The sequence below is a fragment of the Novosphingobium taihuense genome (genome assembly GCF_007830315.1).
Taxonomy (GTDB): domain Bacteria; phylum Pseudomonadota; class Alphaproteobacteria; order Sphingomonadales; family Sphingomonadaceae; genus Novosphingobium; species Novosphingobium taihuense.
In genome coordinates this window covers 1-17069 of the sequence record NZ_VLKJ01000002.1, presented here as the reverse complement: position 1 = coordinate 17069, position 17069 = coordinate 1, and the positions used below count along the sequence as shown (strand labels likewise).

Annotated in this window: 13 protein-coding genes and 1 pseudogene; 7 read left to right on the top strand and 7 right to left on the bottom strand. The window is 62.8% G+C overall.

Annotated elements, in window-relative coordinates; translation table 11 throughout:
- Positions 1–3: 3 nt before the first annotated feature.
- Complete coding sequence (locus tag IQ25_RS05100; RefSeq protein ID WP_144903278.1) at positions 4–1740, bottom strand: ABC transporter transmembrane domain-containing protein; 1737 nt, start codon at positions 1738–1740, stop codon at positions 4–6.
- Positions 1741–2044: 304 nt separating this feature from the next.
- Here IQ25_RS05100 and IQ25_RS05095 point away from each other — a divergent pair, with 304 nt between their 5' ends.
- Complete coding sequence (locus IQ25_RS05095) at positions 2045–3568, top strand: phosphomannomutase (protein WP_144903275.1); 1524 nt, start codon at positions 2045–2047, stop codon at positions 3566–3568.
- Between the two features lie 42 nt (positions 3569–3610).
- Positions 3611–4474 (top strand): bifunctional methylenetetrahydrofolate dehydrogenase/methenyltetrahydrofolate cyclohydrolase FolD, encoded by an 864-nt coding sequence (folD, locus tag IQ25_RS05090; RefSeq protein WP_144903272.1) that lies wholly within the window; start codon positions 3611–3613, stop codon positions 4472–4474.
- A 137-nt stretch (positions 4475–4611) separates the two neighbouring features.
- Here the strand turns inward: folD and IQ25_RS05085 are convergent, their stop codons facing one another.
- From IQ25_RS05085 to IQ25_RS05075, 3 genes are read right to left on the bottom strand one after another with little or no spacing between them, the layout of a single operon-like run.
- Positions 4612–6144 (bottom strand): DHA2 family efflux MFS transporter permease subunit, encoded by a 1533-nt coding sequence (locus tag IQ25_RS05085; protein ID WP_144903269.1) that lies wholly within the window; start codon positions 6142–6144, stop codon positions 4612–4614.
- The gene (locus IQ25_RS05080; protein ID WP_144903266.1) at positions 6131–7216 is read right to left on the bottom strand and encodes an HlyD family secretion protein; all 1086 of its coding nucleotides are present in this window, start codon (positions 7214–7216) and stop codon (positions 6131–6133) included. Before IQ25_RS05080 ends, IQ25_RS05085 begins: the two co-directional genes overlap by 14 nt.
- Positions 7209–7646, bottom strand: a complete 438-nt coding sequence (locus IQ25_RS05075; protein ID WP_258536950.1) for a MarR family winged helix-turn-helix transcriptional regulator — start codon at positions 7644–7646, stop codon at positions 7209–7211. The genes IQ25_RS05080 and IQ25_RS05075 overlap by 8 nt, the downstream gene beginning before the upstream one ends.
- 64 nt (positions 7647–7710) lie before the next feature.
- Between IQ25_RS05075 and IQ25_RS05070 the strand changes: the two genes are divergently transcribed.
- Both IQ25_RS05070 and IQ25_RS05065 read left to right on the top strand, forming a co-directional pair.
- Entirely contained in the window at positions 7711–9294 is a 1584-nt protein-coding gene (locus IQ25_RS05070) for an acyl-CoA dehydrogenase family protein (protein ID WP_144903260.1), read from the top strand.
- Positions 9295–9299: 5 nt separating this feature from the next.
- A complete protein-coding gene (locus IQ25_RS05065) occupies positions 9300–10145 on the top strand; it encodes a hypothetical protein (RefSeq protein ID WP_144904170.1) in 846 nt (281 codons plus the stop codon).
- Between the two features lie 132 nt (positions 10146–10277).
- Here IQ25_RS05065 and ribB read toward each other — a convergent pair whose 3' ends face one another.
- A complete protein-coding gene (ribB, locus tag IQ25_RS05060; RefSeq protein WP_144903257.1) occupies positions 10278–11552 on the bottom strand; it encodes a 3,4-dihydroxy-2-butanone-4-phosphate synthase in 1275 nt (424 codons plus the stop codon).
- A gap of 248 nt (positions 11553–11800) precedes the next feature.
- On the opposite strand from ribB, the gene IQ25_RS05055 reads away from it, so the two are divergent.
- Complete coding sequence (locus tag IQ25_RS05055) at positions 11801–12895, top strand: helix-turn-helix transcriptional regulator (RefSeq protein ID WP_144903254.1); 1095 nt, start codon at positions 11801–11803, stop codon at positions 12893–12895.
- Between the two features lie 70 nt (positions 12896–12965).
- Here IQ25_RS05055 and IQ25_RS05050 read toward each other — a convergent pair whose 3' ends face one another.
- Together IQ25_RS05050 and IQ25_RS05045 are read right to left on the bottom strand one after the other, a co-directional pair.
- Entirely contained in the window at positions 12966–15179 is a 2214-nt protein-coding gene (locus IQ25_RS05050; RefSeq protein ID WP_144903252.1) for a TonB-dependent receptor, read from the bottom strand.
- Between the two features lie 21 nt (positions 15180–15200).
- Positions 15201–16436, bottom strand: coding sequence for a serine hydrolase domain-containing protein (locus IQ25_RS05045; protein ID WP_144903249.1), 1236 nt, complete (start codon positions 16434–16436; stop codon positions 15201–15203).
- Positions 16437–16644: 208 nt separating this feature from the next.
- Here IQ25_RS05045 and IQ25_RS21320 point away from each other — a divergent pair.
- Together IQ25_RS21320 and IQ25_RS05040 are read left to right on the top strand one after the other, a co-directional pair.
- Positions 16645–16755 (top strand): annotated as a pseudogene (locus IQ25_RS21320) (IS3 family transposase); the annotation flags it as partial.
- 104 nt (positions 16756–16859) lie between these two features.
- On the top strand, positions 16860–17069 hold a 210-nt coding region (locus IQ25_RS05040), incomplete at its 3' end, for a transposase (protein ID WP_144903246.1).

Sequence of the window (17069 nt, the reverse complement as noted above, 5' to 3'; positions counted from 1 at the left end):
GGCTTAGCGCTCCCCCTGCGCGAAACCTTCGCCGCGGACGAACGGCTCGATATCTTCAAGGCAGGCGCCTTCGCGCTGATCGTTCGGGCCAAGCCACAACCAGCGGTCGCGCATCAGTCCCTCGGGGCGGGCGGTGAACTGGAGGATCGTTGTGCCATGCTCGCGCAGCGCTGCGAACACGCCATCGAGCCGTTCGGGCGGCAGCATGTCGTAGATCGGTGAAAGCATCAGCACGCGCGGACGCGCCAGCACGGCCCCCGCCAGTTTCAGCGTCATCGTTTCGCCCACCGTCAAGGGGAAGCCCGTGCTGGAAAGCAGGGCATCGAGCCCGCCATCCAGCGCTCCGACGCGCCGGTCGAGCCCGACAAGCTCCAGCGCCTGGATCATCGCGTCGGGCCGGTCGGGTGCACTGAGGCCGAGGTATTCCCGCACCGACATCTCGACGATGGTCGGGCGGTCGAGCACGATCACGTCAGAACGCAGGCGGTACATGTCGAATGTCGAAAGGTCCGCGCCGCCGACCGAGACGAAGCCGCTGCGTGGCACTTCCAGCCGCTTTAGCAGCGTCGCCAGCGTGCGCTCCACGCCGGGCGCGGCAAGCACGCCCACTTGCGCGCCGCCGGGCACGGCAAAGTCGAAGCGATGCGGGCCATGTTCGACCTGGCGCAGGCGGATAGACCCATCCACCAGCCGCGCAGCGTCGCCCTCTGTCCCGGCGAGAGGCGCGCCTTCCTGCGGCACTTCCCAGAACAGGTTCAACTCCTCGAGGCTCGCCGCCAGCTCGTAGAACACTTCGAGATAGGTGCCGAGCTGGGCGATGCCGTAGAACACGCCCGAAAGGATCAGCTCTGCAGCCACCAGCTGGCCGATCGAAAGCTCACCCTGAAGGATCAGCCACCCGCCCAGCGCCAGCAGACCCGCACTCGCCAGCGCATAGAGCAGCAGCAGAGCGAGGGTCTGGCCGAAGGTATAGCGGAAGTGGCGGCGATGGGCCGACACGTAGTTCGCGGTCATGTCCTCGGACCGGCGGATGGCATAGGCCATGTGCCGGCTCGACTTGTAGACGCCGTTGGAGCCGCCCACCGTGCCCAGCCAATGTGCGGTCGCGTGCTTGGCGTGGCTCTTGGTCACGGCGCTGGCGATCGAAGAATTCGCCCAGACGCGCCAGATGAGCAGGACCAGCAGCACCAGCACCAGATTGAAGGCAAGGAAGAACGGGTGGTAGAAGCTCGTCACCAGCAGCCCCACAAAGCTTTGCAGGACAATGGTGAAGCCGCCGATCAGCAGGCTGGTCAGCGCCTTTTGCACCACTCCCATGTCAAAGAAGCGATTGAACAGGTCTCCGCGTCGGGAATCGACGAAGAACGGGTTCTGGGCGTGAACCGCGCGCAATGTGATCTCTGCCACGAGCCGGGCGAAGAACCTCCGCTCGAATTTGGCCAGCAGATGCACCCGGAACGCGCTGAGGATGCCGGACAGCAAGAGAAGGGCAAAGAGAATCGCCGCCAGCGTCAGCAGCGGAGCGGGCAGGGCGGTGTTGGCGACCGAATTGATCAGCAATTGCACCGAAATCGGCGTCGCCAGCGAAAGCAGCGATATTGCAGCACCGAACAGCAGTGCCAGCCGGATAAACGCGCCATCAGGGGCAAGTACCTGATTCGACCAGCGGAAAAAGTCGCGGACCGTCGGTACGTGGTGATGGTTCGCTCCCGTTGACGTTTCGGAGTGGGCAACGGCCATGATCTTGGGCTAATCCAATCTTCGCAAGTGCAGCACAAGTGGAGGCGCTTTGATGTCTTTGTGGCAATGTTGTGTGAACTTTTTTTGCTGAACTGCAAGAGCCCCTCCCGGACACGGGTCTGCCACAAAGCCGAAATAGTGCGGCAAGATTACGATCCGGGGGAACCGACAACGGAGCGTCCGGTTCGGTGAGGAGGAGTGCGCCTTTGCCAAGGCATCTCCGGTGTGGTTAAGCCGGTCTGATCGTGGGTGCGTGCTGCAGCTGCTCGGTACGCATCGGCTTTGAAATGGAAAACTGTTGTATATGAATGATATGTCGATCGAAGGCGGCGTGACTGTAGCCGAACTCATGGCAAGCAGCGGGGTGCCCTTCGGCACTAGCGGCGTGCGAGGTCTGGCCGTGGCCATGACCGACAAGCTCTGCCACGCCTATGCAACGGCATTTCTCCAGTATCTTCGCCAGATCGGAGAGTTCTCTTCCGGTGATCGCGTCGCTCTTGCCGGTGATCTGCGCGTGAGCACGCCCCGCATCCTCGCCGCTTGCGCCACGGCCGTGCGCGATTGCGGTGGCGAGGTCGTGTTCTGCGGCCTCACGCCCACACCTGCGCTGGCCTTCCACGCCATGGGGATCGGCATGCCCTCGATCATGGTCACCGGCAGCCACATCCCGGCAGACCGCAACGGCATCAAGTTCTATCGCCCCCATGGCGAAGTGCTCAAGAGCGACGAAGGCGGCATCGTCTCCCAGCGCGTGGCGCAGGACCCGGCCCGCTTCGGCAATGATGACAGCCTGCTCGACCCGGTCGAAATGCCCGCCGTCACCGAGGTCGTTGACGAATACATTGCGCGCTACGTACGCCATTTCGGTGCCGATGCGCTCGCCGGGATGACGATCGGCGTCTATCAGCACACAGCAGTCGGTCGGGACGTCCTCGTCCGCGCGGTCGAGGCACTGGGCGCCACAGCCGTGCCCTTCGGGCGCGAGACGGTCTTCGTGCCGGTCGATACCGAGGCGATCCGGCAGGAGGACATCGATCTTGCCGCGCAGTGGGCTGCTCAGAACAAGGTCGACGTGATCATTTCCACCGATGGCGATTCCGACCGTCCGCTGGTCGCCGATGCCACAGGCACCTGGCTGCGGGGTGACATCGTCGGCCTTCTCTGCGCCCGCGCAGTGGCTGCAGACGTGGTGGTCACGCCGGTCAGCTCCAACACCGTTCTCGAACTCAGCAGCACGGCTCCGTCCGTAGTGCGCACCCGGATCGGCTCGCCCTATGTGATCCGCGCGATGATGGACGCTGCCGAGGCCGACCCTGCCGCTCGCGTCTGCGGCTATGAGGCCAATGGCGGCTTCCTGCTCGGCAGCAAGGTGGACGATCTGGCCGCATTGCCGACGCGCGACGCCCTGCTGCCGATCATCGCAGTTGTGCTGAACGCCAAGGACCGCCCGCTTGCCGATGTGGTAGCCGAACTGCCCCCGCGCTTCACTTTCTCCGATCGCGTCGCCGATTTCCCGCAGGACAACAGCGCCGCGCTCATCGCCTTCCTGTCGCATGGGCCGGAGGACGAACAACTCGCCCGCATCGCCCGCCTGTTCGGCGACATTGCCGGTTTCCCCACCGCCATCGATACGACAGACGGCTATCGCATGACCTTTGCCGATGGCGCGATCATCCACTTCCGACCCTCGGGGAATGCGCCTGAACTGCGTTGCTACAGTGAGGCGGAAAGCGAGGAGAAGGCGCAGGATCTCAACGCCCGCGCCCTGGCCCATGTCCTGGCTGATGTCGTGCCAGAGGCGGTTGCGTTCCGCGACGCCCACCGCTAATATTGTATGCAACACATACAAATTATCGGTTGAGGAACAGGAATGGCCCAGATTATCGATGGAAAGGCGCTTGCTGCGCAAGTGCTGGCGCGCACCGCACAGGACGTGGCGGATATCGTTGCGAGCGGCGGCACGGCACCTGGTCTTGCCGTCATCCTCGTCGGCAATGATCCGGCAAGCGAAGTCTATGTCGGTCGCAAGATAAGTCAGTGCCGCAAGGCCGGCATCCGCTCGATCGAGCACCGTCTGCCCGCCGATACGCCGCAAGAAACCGTGCTTGGCCTGATCGACGAGTTGAACGCCGATCCCGCGATCCACGGCATCCTCGTCCAGCTTCCGCTGCCCAAGCACATCGACGCCGCGCTGGTGCTCGACCGGATCGACCCCGGCAAGGACGTCGACGGCTTCCATCCGGTCAACGTCGGCCGCCTGTCCACCGGCACCGGTGGCCTCGTGCCCTGCACCCCGCTTGGCGTCATGCTCCTGCTCGACAGCGTGATCGACGACTATCGTGGCCTTAACGTCGTGGTCATCGGCAAGTCGAACATCGTCGGCAAGCCCGTTTCGATGTTGCTGCTGGAGCGCGAGGCAACCGTCACCGTCACCCACATCGAAACGAAGGACCTGCCCGATGTTGCGCGCAAGGCAGATATCATCGTCGCCGCAGCCGGTGCCCCGCATCTCGTGCGCGGCTACTGGGTAAAGCCCGGCGCGGTGGTCATCGATGTCGGCATCACCCGCGTGGTCGATCACGATGGCAACACCAGGATCGTTGGCGATTGCGCCACGCATGAGCTTGACCATGCCAAGGCAGTTACGCCCGTACCCGGCGGAGTAGGCCCGATGACCATCGCTTGTCTGCTTAGCAACACGGTTCTGGCCGCGAAGCGCGCATCGCATGCATGATTTGCAACTCACTTAGCGCCGTTCGCACTTGCAGCATGGGGCGCCAAAGTGGATAGAGGGGGTGCCTTTCAGGCATCCTCTCCCAAACTTTCCAAGGGGCTGGCGCAAGTCAGCCCCCTTTTTTGTCTTCTTGATTCTTACTTTGAGAGCTTGGGCTCTGTCTGTCGCTTGGCTGGGCGTACCAGTACCAACATCGGGATTGCGAGGAAGCAAGCTAGAGACAAGACGTAGAAGTCGTTGATGTAGGCGATCATCGCCGCCTGCTGGTTGACCATGCCATCCATCACTCGCAGCATCGCGTCGGCCGCCCCGCCATAGGCAGTTATCCGGTCAAGATCGAACGGAACCAGCGTGCGCGTCACGTGCGCGCCCAACTCGGCATGGTTGACCTGGATATTCCGTGCAAGTTCCACCGAGGCCGCCGAAATCCCGATCGACGAACCGAGATTGCGCATCAGGTTGCCAAGGCTTGCAGCGTCGGTTCGGTATTGCGGTGGCAGGGTCGCGAACGAGATCAGGTTCATTGGCATGAACGTGAAGCTGAGGCCAAGGCCCTGTAGCAAACCGGCCGCGATGATCGGGCCGCGGGGCATTGTCAGCGACCATCCCGTCATCAACCACAACGATGCGCCCATCAGCAGCAATCCCAGCGCCAGCAGCGCGCGGGCATCCACTTTGTCCATGAAGCGCCCGAACAGCGTGATCGACGCCAGCATGCCGATCCCGCGCGGCGCGAGCAGCATGCCTGACTGCATCGGCGTGTAGCCATAGATCTGCTGGAGAAGTCCCGGCAGCAGCGCCATGACCGACATGATGACGAGCCCGACCAGGAACATGAAGGCAAGTCCCACCGAGAAGTTGCGGTCGCGGAACAGGCCTGCCGGAAACAGCGGATTGGCTGTGCCCGACAAGTGGAACACGGCCAGCCAGGCACAGGCCAAGGCGACAACGGCATAAGTCACGATCTCGGCAGATGCGAACCAGTCAAGCGTCAGACCGCGGTCCAGGATCAATTGCAGCGCCGACACGGTGAGCGCCACCAGCACCCAGCCCGTAAAGTCCACCCGACGCTGCTTGGTCGGCGTCTTGGGCAGGTAAAATAACAGCAGCACGAAACAGATCAGGCCGACTGGCAGGTTCACATAAAACACCCAGCGCCAATTGTAATTGTCTGTCAGGAACCCGCCAATAATCGGACCAGTAATCGGCCCGAGCATCACCCCCTGCGTATAGATGCCCATCATCTTGGGCCGCTCTGCAGCCGTGCTCGAATCGAGCGTGACCGTTTGCGCCAGTGGCGACAGGAACGCGCCGCCAAGCCCTTGGAGGATGCGGAACAACACCATCTGCTCCAGGCTCTGCGCCGCGCCGCACAGCATTGACGCGGCTGTGAACAGCAGGACCGAGGCCAGCATCATCGTGCGGATTCCGAACCTGTCGACCAGCCAACCCGCCAGGGGCAGCGCGACGGCCGAGGCCAGCACGTAGCTCGTCAGCACCCAGGTGATCGTATCCTGAGTCGCGCCGAGCGAGGCGGTCATGTGCGGAAGCGCAACGTTCGCGATCGTCGTGTCGAGCGTGTACATGACCATCGCCGCCATCGCGCCGACCAGCATCAGCGGCCGGTTGCGCGAGACGAGTGGCGGTATCTCCGCGCTACTTCCCGACATGAACCGTGACGTCGGAGCTCAGCCCCGCGATGAGTGGCCGCTCGGACTTGCTGTCTATGGCGATGCGCACCGGCACGCGCTGGATGACCTTGACCCAGTTGCCCGTCGCGTTCTGCGCCGGAAGCACCGAGAATTCCGACCCCGTGCCAGCACCGATGGAATCGACATGGCCCTTCAGCCTGAGCCCCGGATAGGCGTCGATCTCGATCTCGGCAGGCTGGCCCGGGCGCATGTGATTGAGGTCGGTCTCCTTGAAGTTCGCCTCCACCCGAGCACTGCCATCGCGCACGATCGACAGCATCGGCACGCCAGGGAACACCATCTGCCCCACCTGAAGTCGCGAGACTTGCGTGATCACGCCATCGGCCGGCGCGCGGACGACCGTGCGCTCGATATCGAGCGTCGCCTTGGCCCGGTTGGCCTGCGCCGCGGCGATCGCGGGATTGACCCCCGGCACTTGCGCACCGTTGGCCAGTTCTGCCCGTGCCTGTTCCACCTCGGCGCGGATCGAGACGATCTTGTCGCGCGCCACGGCCACGGCATGCTCTGCCGCATCCATCCGCGCGCGAGTATTGAACCCCTTGTCCATCAAAGCCTTTTCGCGCGCGAGGTTGGCCTGCGCCAGCGCGAGATCGTCGCCCGCCGCAGCGAGGTCTGCAGCCTTGGCGGCAACATCGGCGTTCAGTGCGGTCACTCTGGCCTGCGCGGTCGCAATCTGGGCATCGGCCTGCTGAACGGTTGCGGCAAAGGTCGAAGGATCGATCGTGAACAGCACGTCACCCGCTTTCACGTGCTGGTTGTCACGCACCTTTACCTGCGTGATCAGCCCGGTGATCTCGCCCGCCACGGCAACAATGTCCTGCTTGATATAGGCGTTGTCGGTTTCCACCACGCCTGGGTTGCCGAACCAGTACCACAGGCCGCCGGCCACCGCCGCAACCGGTCCCAGGATCATCAATATCGTGCGCATCCGCTTCGAACGCGTCGCTCCGGCATGGTCGCTGGCCGCTTGCGCCGCAGGCGTGGTCTCGGCCGTCTTGGTCTGGTTGGGGAAGGGGTCAGCCTCAGCCATGGATCAGGTTCGCTTCAGGAGTTGCATCGTTGGAAAGGTTGGACCGGACTCGCTCGAGCAGGGCGAGCAGCAGGGCATGGTCCTCGTCGGAAAGTCCCGAAACCGCTTCGTTGATCGCCTGCTGGGCAAGAGGCGCCATGTGCCTGACAAGGTCCTCGCCCTTCGCCGTCAGGTGCAGGCACCAGCACCTGCGGTCCGAAGGATCGTGCCGCCGCTCGACTAGCTCCATCTTCTCGAGCCGGTCGATCATTCGGCCGGCCGTGATCGGCTCGACTTCGAGCCAGTTTGCCAGCGCGCCCTGGTTGGTGCCCGGCTCGCGCAGGATCGCTGCCAGCATCCGCCACTGCGGCCCGGTCACGCCGAAGTGCTGCGCGCTCGCGGCAAACCGCTTGCGGAACAGGCGTCCGATATCAGATGACAAGAAGGCCACGTTGACATTCATACTGTGGCGATAATAGCAATGCTTACAATCTTCAATCCGGAAAAAGAGCAGAATGTTCAATAGCGAACTGGTCGCAGCGCGGGACTATCAGGCAGCGGCAAGGGCTGCTCTGGCAGCGCTATTGGAGGGTTCACGCATTGACGAGCGCCAACGCGCAGCCCACGGCTTCGCCTGGATCGCCACCAGCGTTGCCGCACTCGAAGCTACTGCCACATGGGCTGCGCGCAGCGGTTCCGCGCTCGACCATGCCGTCGCCCGCCTCGCCTTTGCCGAAACGCTCGCACAGCTCGTCGGCGGGTTGCCGATGGGGCAGAACGAGATTGTCCGCCCTGCAGACCTCGGGCTTGGCCAAGCCGCACGCGTCCTGGCCGAGACCTGCGCCGACATGATCGCTGTCGACCATGCCCAGACCCGCGCCGAAATCGCAGCCGCGCTCACTCAGGGCCAGTGGCCATCCGACAGCTTCGGCGATGCCGACCTCGACACCATCCGTGACCAGTTCCGCCGGTTCACCGATGCGCAGATCCTGCCCCACGCACACAAGTGGCACCTCGCCAACGCCCTGATCCCCGATGAGACCGTGCACGCCATGGCCGATCTCGGCACCTTCGGCGTGTGCATTCCCGAAGAGTTCGGCGGCCTCGGCCTCGGCAAGCTGGTGATGTGCGTTGTCACCGAAGAGCTGTCGCGCGGATGGATCGGCGCAGGCTCCCTCGGCACCCGATCAGAGATCGCCGGGGAACTGATCGTGCTCGGCGGCACACCAGACCAGAAGGCCCATTGGCTCCCGGCCATCGCCAGCGGAGAGGTCCTGCCCACCGCCGTCTTCACCGAACCCGATACCGGCTCCGACCTCGGCTCGCTCCAGACCCGCGCGCGCCGTTCTGCGTCAGGCGAATGGGTTATCGACGGCGCCAAGACCTGGATCACCCACGCCGCCCGGTCAGACATGATGACCCTGCTCGCCCGCACGTTGCCGGAAGCCAAGGGCTATGCCGGCCTGTCGATGCTGCTCGTCCCCAAGCCACGCGGCAGCGAGGCCGAGCCGTTCCCCGCCCAGGGCATGACCGGCAGCGAGATCGAAGTCCTCGGCTATCGCGGCATGCGCGAATATGCGCTGCAGTTTGACGGCATGGCCGCGCCCGCCGATGCCCTGCTCGGTGGCGAGGAAGGGCAGGGTTTCAAGCAACTGATGCGCACATTCGAAGGCGCCCGCATCCAGACCGCTGCCCGCGCCGTCGGCGTAGCCCGTCGCGCTTTGGAACTCGGACTGGATTATGCGCTGAATCGCAAGCAGTTCGGCAAGGCTATCGTCCAATTTCCCCGTGTCGCCGACAAGCTGGCGATGAGCCTCGTCGACGTCGTCATGGCCCGCGAGCTTACTTATGCCGCCGCCCGCGCCAAGGATTCGGGCAAGCGCTGCGATATCGAGGCGGGAATGGCCAAGCTCCTCGCCGCGCGCACCGCATGGGCCAATGCCGATGCCGCATTGCAGATCCACGGCGGCAACGGTTATGCCCTCGAATACGAGATCAGCCGCGTGCTGTGCGACGCGCGCATTCTCAGCATCTTCGAAGGTGCCGCAGAAATTCAGGCACAGGTGATCGCGAAGGGCCTGCTGGAGGGGCGCAATTGACGGGCATGTGGGACGCGTGGATCGGTAGGAGCGAGCGCCGCACCGAGCGGGTCGACAGTAGCCTTGCCATGCGCTGGCTTGCCACGCTCGATCGTGAAGCGCCCGCCAGCAACACCATGCCGCAGGGTTTCCACTGGTGCCTGTGCACACCTGATGCGCCAACATCGCAGCTTGGCCCCGACGGGCATCCCCGGCGTGACGAACGTCCCGACAGCTTCCTGCCCCCGGTGCCACTTCCCCGCCGCATGTGGGCCTCGAGCAAGGTCGAGTTCCTCGCTCCGCTCACGCTTCTGGCACGGGTAGAACGCCTCTCCACCGTCATGGCGATCAGCGAAAAAAGCGGCAGCAGTGGCCATCTGGTCTTCGTCGACATCGCACACGAAACCCGGTGCGAGGGCGAGCTTGCGGTGCGCGAGATGCAGACCATCGTCTATCGCGACGCAGCAGCAGCCGGCAGCCCTGCGGTGCCGCCGCCACCCGCCGACACCTCCTTCGAGCCATCACCATGGTCCGCTCACCGTTCCATCGTGCCAGACGAACGCCTGCTGTTCCGCTTCTCGGCGCTGACCTTCAACAGTCACCGCATCCACTACGATCTGCCCTATGCCACGCAGGAAGAGGGCTATCGTGGCCTCGTCGTCCACGGCCCATTGACCGCCACTTTGCTGCTGGACCTTGCGCAGGCCGAACTCGGCGACAACGCGCTCAAAGGCTTCGCTTTCCGCGGCTTGTCACCGGCGATCTGCAACGAGCCCCTGCATCTAGTCATGCGTGGGGAAGGGGAGGTCATCGAGCTTGCCGCCTTCGCCCATGATGGCAGGCAAGTCATGGCTGCAAGCGCCACCTGCTGAGAACTTCCCTTCGTCATTCAGTGCCCGCAAGGAGGGAGAAGCAATCCAGCGCGGCCTGAAACGACCTCCGGACTGCTTCGCTACGCTCGCGATCACGACAAGCATGTGGGCTACCAGTACCGGTAGCCCGGCTTAAATCGAAGGAATCGCCCGCTCGCCCACGATGTTCAGGCCATAGCCTTCCAGTGCCACCAGATTGTGGTGGGAATTGGTCAGCAGCACCATGTCGTGGATGCCAAGGTCGGCAAGGATCTGCGCGCCGATACCATAGCTGCGCAGTTCCATGTCGTGTCCGGCCGTGCCGCTGACTTCGCGCTGGAGCTGCTCGGGATCGGTCGGCATCAGCAACACGATCACGCCCGAGCCCGCTTCGCCGATTTCGCTCATCGCCCGCTGCAGGATCCGCTTGCGGGGGCCGGGCTGGCCGAGCACGTCGGACAGGACCGAGATCGAGTGCATGCGCACCAGCGTCGGCTTGTCGGCCAGGATCGGGCCCTTCTGCAGCACCAGGTGGACCGAACCGTCGACCTTGTTGCGATAGGTCTTGATCGTCCAGTCACCGCCGTAATCAGTATAGAACGGCGCCTGCTCGAGACACTCGACGAGGTGGTCATGCTTGCGGCGATAGGCGATCAGGTCGCGGATCGTGCCGATCTTGAGGCCATGCTTGCGCGCGAAGGGGATCAGGTCATCCATGCGAGCCATCGTGCCGTCGTCGTTCATGATCTCGCAGATCACGCCCGAAGGATTGAGCCCGGCAAGACGGGGCAGGTCGACCGCAGCCTCGGTGTGACCGGCGCGCACCAACACGCCGCCGTCACGTGCGATCAGCGGGAAGACGTGGCCCGGCGTCACGATATCGTCGCGGCCCTTGGTGGCATCAACGGCCACGGCAACGGTGCGGGCGCGGTCTGCCGCAGAAATCCCGGTGTCCACGCCCTCGCGCGCCTCGATCGAAACGGTGAATGCGGTGCCATGGCGCGTGCCGTTGTTGCGGCTCATCAGTTCGAGCCCGAGCTTGTTGGCGCGGTCGCTGGTCAGGCACAGGCAGATCAGGCCACGACCGTGCGTTGCCATGAAGTTGATCGATTCCGGGGTTGCCATCTGCGCGGGGATCACCAGATCGCCCTCGTTCTCGCGGTCTTCGTCGTCTACCAGAATGACCATGCGCCCATTGCGCACGTCTGCGATGATTTCCTCGACCGTGGCGAGGCTGAAGTCATCGTCGTCGCTGTCGTCCATCGCCCGTTCGAGCTTGGTCAGCGTGTCGGCGGTGGGGTTCCAGTCCGGCGACAGCGCGTCGCGCAAGGTGTTGGGATGAAGACCTGCCGCGCGGGCAAGCGCCGCCCGCGAAATGACCCGATCCTCGATGAGCTTGCGCGCACGCGCCACAATGTCCTGTGCCATGATTCGGGATGTCGCACATCGACATGGCAAGCGTCAATTCAAATCACATCTCGATGTGCTATTGTCCCCAGGGGAGGGCACGGTAACGTGCGAAGCATCGCTCGCCACACATCAGACGCATCAACGCAGTCTCCCATATCGCCGCTCGCGATCCGAAGGTCCAATCAGCCTGAAGGTTATGTCGCGCGTAGGGAGAATATGGGATAAGAAGGCATCGGGTACGTGAGGGTAGGGAGCGCAGGCGGGCGGTGGACGACAACGACCTGATTGCTGCATTGTATGGCACGGTCAGCGAGGACACTCGTTGGACCGAGGTCCTTGATGCGCTCAAATCGCGGTTGGGTGTCGCGAGCGCGGTCTTCCAGCGCCTTGTGGCCGACAGGGATGACCTGATTCCGGTAATCAGCCTTCGCGATACGTGGTCCACGCAGGAGGCGACCCGTCATGATGCTTGGGCTAATTCCCCGCTCAACCCCCGTTTCCGGCGCGATACCGAGCCTCGCGGGCAGGATGAGATCGAGAGCGACCACCGCTGCCTTGCATTCAGCGCAACAGACCGTGAAAACCTGAAGCAGGGGCTCGCGGCTTGTGGCCTTGGTGCCGGCTTCTGGCTTGGTTGCCGAACTGCCCCAGGTGAGCACACGACGATGATCTTTCATCGCTATCCGGGTGACGGGCGCGACATGACAGACGCCGATCTGCATTTTATGAACCTGCTCCTCCCGCATTTTCGGCAAATGTCGCGGCTTCTTACAGATGTTGCGGGAATCAAGGCTCGACTGTCAGTGGCGGAAGCTTTCATGGACTCCACCAGTCTGGCGCTGGTAGCGTGCGACATGGACCTTGGGGTTCATTGGATGAATGCCGCTGCCGAAAGCCTGGTCAACGGATTGCCTCAAGTGGCGCAACTGAACGGCAGGCTGCGTTTCCGGTCGAACGATGGTATGTCCATGGTTCGAGGAGTAATACACGGGCAGCGTGGCGATACCTGCAGAGTGGAGGGAGATCAGCCTTCTGAGGTCCTGCATCTGCGTGTCCTTCGCCGCGATGCAGCGGACAAGCGCCGGTGGGGCCGGAATCTCGCGCTGATTGCCCTATGTTCTCCGGGCACAGCTCCGCGTATCGATGCCACTGAAGTGGCGCATCTGTTCGGTCTTACCATGGCAGAGGCAACGCTGACCACGCATCTGGTCGGCGGGATGACGGTCAAGGAGTTTGCGGCCCATCGCGGCATTGCCGAGGGTACAGCCCGGATGCAGCTCAAGAGCGCGCTGACAAAGGCAGGTGTGGGGCGGCAGGCCGATCTGGTCCGGCAGGTTTGCCAGTCCCTCGCACGGCTTTAGAGATCGGGGTTCAAACCGCATTCCGTATCAGAAGGGCCGAAGCAGGGTTAACCACTTCGGCCCTTTGACATCAGAATGTTACGTGCAACTTGACCCCGTATTCACGAGGGGCGCCATAGAACTCGTTCGAGTTGAGCTGGCCGGTGACGTACTCCTTGTTCGTCAGGTTCGTGCCCCAGGCCTCAAGCTTCAGCTTGTCGTTGATCCTGAGCGTCACGATCGCCGAGAGCAGTCCGCGCGGATTGAGCCGGTCAGACAGCGGCGAATAGCCGATGTAGGTGAACTGCTCGCCTACGTAGGCATAGTTCACGCGCGGCGTCAGCGACATTTCGCCACCCAGCGGGATCTCGTATTCCACGCCGCCGCCCCAGGTCCAGCGCGGAGCATAGAGGTTCGGGCCGCCGCCGGTGGTCTGGATGAACGGTGTATAGTTGAAGCAGACCGGCGGCGATGACGGCGTACCGGTCGGGCACTGCGGGCCGAGCGCGGCCCCGCCGAACGTCCGGGTGTTGACGAAAGTGACGCTGGCCAGGTCGGAGTCGACATAGGCCACGTTGGCATCGAAGCCGAAGCCGCCAAAGCGACCTTGTACCTGCGCTTCCACGCCCTTGATCTCCACGGTCGAGATGTTCTCCACCCCGGCAAAACCGGTGGTGGGCTCAACCACGTTGAACTGGAAGTTCGAATACTTGTTGTAGAACGCGCTGATCTGGGTGCGAATGCGGTTGCGCAGGAAGGCGGACTTCCAACCCGCTTCATAGCTGATCACGCGTTCAGGATCGAAGTTGGAGGTGGGCGAATTGAAGCCGCCCGGCTTGTAGCCGCGGGCGACCAGCGCGTAGAGCAGGTTGTCGGGATCGACCTTCCAGTTGAGGGCGAACTTGCCGGTGGCCAGCGAATCCTTGTGGCTGCCGCCCAGATCGGCAACCGAGGCACCTTCGGGCGGGAAGCCCGGAATGCCGCGACCGATCTTCACGTCACCGCTGCCGGTCGCCTTGTAGGTCGAATAGCGCACGCCAAGCTGCGCCTCGAGGCCCGGGACGAGCTCGTAATTGCCCTGGGCAAACAACCCGGTCGTGGTGCGCTGGTTCTTGGGGACGATGTCGGTGAGGAAACCGCTCTGATCCTGGAAAATGCGGACATCAATGTCGTTGCGCTGGAAATAGCCACCGAGGATCCAGTCAAACCGGCCTTCGGTCGGCGAGATGATGTTGATTTCCTGCGTGTAGACTTTCTCGCCGGCGAAGTAATCTTCGGTGATACCATTCGGATCGGTCGAGGCGTCAAGATCGTTGAGGGCCTTGATCCTCTTGTTCTGATAGCCGGTGACGGAGCGCAGCGTGATGCCGCTGGCCAGTTCCTGCCGCAGTTCGAGGCTAGCCTGGAAGGCCTTCTGGCGTTCAGCAACCGGAGTATCGTAGCTGAGGGTCCGGATGTCACCCACGCGAAATGCAGCTGACGGCGTGCCGAGGATCGGGCGATAGGCGTAACCGCCGGAGTCGCGGTCGTTAAACGAGACCTTGGCAACGGCCTGGAACGAACCCGGCTTCCACATTGCGGTGAAGCGGCCGCCACCTTCGCGCAGCTTGCCCGCGTCGTTGCCGACCGGCCCGACGCTTTTGTAAAAGCTATCGCGATTGCGGTAGAAACCTGCCGCGCGAAAACCGAACGTGTCCGAGACGGGCAGGTTAATGGCAGCTTCGGACTGGACCGAGTTGTAGTTGCCCCCACCGAACATCGCATAGCCACCGAGGCCCTCGCCGAGCAGCGGGTTCTGGGTGTTGATGAAGATTGCGCCACCGGTCGAGTTGGAGCCGACCAGCGTGCCCTGCGGCCCCCGCAGAACTTCCACGCTGGCAAGATCGTAGAAGCTGTTGGCCTGCACGATCGGCGGCTGGAACAGGCCGTCGACGTAGGTGGCGACGCCCGCAGTCACGGCCGGCGAGTTGCTGGCAAGGCCGATGCCGCGGATGTTGATCGACTGGGTGATGCCACCGTCCGAGATCGACAGCGCCGGGCTGGCGTTCTGCAGGTCGGCGAGGTTGGTTACGGCCTTGTCAGCCAGCGCACTGGCGTCAAAGGCAGTGGCTGAGACGGCGACATCCTGCAGCTTTTCCTTGCGGCGCTGCGCGGTGACGATGATTTCGCCAACGCCTTCTTCATCGGCGTTGCCGGTGACGGAGGAATCGCCGACGTTCGCGCCTTGCGCTTGCGCCAGTGCAATTCCCGGTTGCGCTGCAAGGGCGAGAGCAAGAGCTCCTCCCATCATGGATTGTGTTTTCAAATCTACCTCCCGTTTCTTTGATTAGTCTTTCGGCGTCCACGCCGATGCGGCAGCAAGGAACGCCAGAGTCTCCTGCTCAGCGGCCTCTTCCTGCGGCGGGAAGTAACTGAGCTTGACTACAACTGTCCTGCTTGTCGGATCGATGTATACGTACTGGCCTTGCAGCCCGATGGCCGAGTAAGCGGCCGAATTCGGCATGGTCCACCATTGGTAGCCATAGCCTCCCAGAACGCCGGTTTCGGCGCCCGCAGGGGCTTGCGCCAATTTCACCCATTCCTCGCTTACCACGCGCTTGCCATTGGCGATGCCGCCGTTCAGCATCATCTGTCCGAAGCGTGCCCAATCACGCAGCGTTGCGTTGTAGCCGGCGCCGCTGAATTCGCGGCCTGTGCCTGGCTGGCCGTCCATGATGTAAAATCCGTCGGCTTCGGTGCCCAGTGGTTCCCACAGCTTGCGCGCGGTATAGGCGGCAACCGATCCACCGCTGACGCGCTCGATCAGCCAGCCCAGTACGGCGGTGTCGATAGTCTTGTAGGCAAAGACCTCGCCCGGCTTGTGCGCGCGCTTGATCGTGCGGGCCGCGTCGGCAAACCGCACGACGTTCTTGACCAGGGCATTGATGTGATTGCTGGCAGCAATGCCGGGATTGGCGAAATCGTAACGCTCTTCGTAGGCAACGCCAGAACGCATTTGCAGAATCTGGCGAATGGTTACGCCGTCATAGCCGCTGCCTTTGAGCTCGGGGAGGTAGCGGGTGATCTGATCGTCAAGCGAAGCAATCAAGCCATCTTCCAGCGCTGCTCCAACCAGTGTCGATGTGACGGACTTGGTCATCGACCAGCCCATGAAACGGGTGCGCTCGTTTGATCCGTTGCGATAAATCTCGGTGACGATCCGCCCATCCTTCATGATCAGAAGGGCATTGGTGTAGGTACGCTCAAGTGCCTCCTGCGCGGTGATCGTCTTTCCGCCGAAGTTATACGTGAAGTCTGCGGCGCGTTCGACTTTGGGCAAGGTCCAGACCGCCCCGGAATGGGGGACGGTGCGTGTGGTAAAGAGCTGGTCCATATTGCGGAAAGCAAAGCTATTCACGTCGGCGTCGTTCATGTGCCAGCGCATCACCTGCGTGGCGACCGGGACTTCCGAGCCAGCCCCTTGGAGCAGTTGTGCAGGCAGCTGCTGTTGGGCCAGCACCGGCATTGGCACGACCAGCGCAGCGGTCATTGCACCAATCAACAGTTGACGTGAAAAAGCCATTTAGAACTATCTCCCTGCGGCACTGCTCGATTGACCGAGAGCTCTTCGGAGGCATGAGTAAGCGATGTTGCAGGTTTGACATGACCCATATGGTATATGACATAACGATTTGGGGTCGTGGGGTGTTGACCTGATCCTGGAAAGCCGGATCACTTGGAGTTAGAGTTCTTCGTTGCAATCTCCCTTGGGTGGGGCGAGCGAAGGACCAATGCAGGCATCGAGATTCTCAGATGCGCAGAAGGCGTTGATTTCGACGCAGCGAGCGGAAGGCGTTGTCGTGGCCGACATTAGCCCCGAGGCCGGGATCAGCCATGCATCTTAGAGCCTGATCCGAAACTAAGTTGAGTGGTATCAGTGGGTTAGCTTGACGCGAGCCCAAGTCGTTGATTCAGGTGGTTTTGCGAAGACTACCGGAGATCAAGGATGTGGACCGACACCACTCGGGCGCAGTATGCCCGCGCGGACTTGGCTTTGCCAAGTGATTTGACCGACGCCGAATGGGCGCTGCTTGAGCCGTTTTTGCCACCGCCGTCGCATGTGGGCCGTCCGCGCAAATGGCCGCTCAGGCGAATTGTCGAGGCGATCCTGTATCTGTTGCGCGGCGGTCTGCCATGGCGGATGCTACCACCGTGC

Coding starts and splice junctions, on each gene's coding strand:
- IQ25_RS05100 (WP_144903278.1), bottom strand. CDS start 1,740: ATGGCCGTTGCCCACTCCGAAACGTCAACGGGAGCGAACCATCACCAC.
- IQ25_RS05095 (WP_144903275.1), top strand. CDS start 2,045: ATGAATGATATGTCGATCGAAGGCGGCGTGACTGTAGCCGAACTCATG.
- folD (WP_144903272.1), top strand. CDS start 3,611: ATGGCCCAGATTATCGATGGAAAGGCGCTTGCTGCGCAAGTGCTGGCG.
- IQ25_RS05085 (WP_144903269.1), bottom strand. CDS start 6,144: ATGTCGGGAAGTAGCGCGGAGATACCGCCACTCGTCTCGCGCAACCGG.
- IQ25_RS05080 (WP_144903266.1), bottom strand. CDS start 7,216: ATGGCTGAGGCTGACCCCTTCCCCAACCAGACCAAGACGGCCGAGACC.
- IQ25_RS05070 (WP_144903260.1), top strand. CDS start 7,711: ATGTTCAATAGCGAACTGGTCGCAGCGCGGGACTATCAGGCAGCGGCA.
- IQ25_RS05065 (WP_144904170.1), top strand. CDS start 9,300: ATGTGGGACGCGTGGATCGGTAGGAGCGAGCGCCGCACCGAGCGGGTC.
- ribB (WP_144903257.1), bottom strand. CDS start 11,552: ATGGCACAGGACATTGTGGCGCGTGCGCGCAAGCTCATCGAGGATCGG.
- IQ25_RS05045 (WP_144903249.1), bottom strand. CDS start 16,436: ATGGCTTTTTCACGTCAACTGTTGATTGGTGCAATGACCGCTGCGCTG.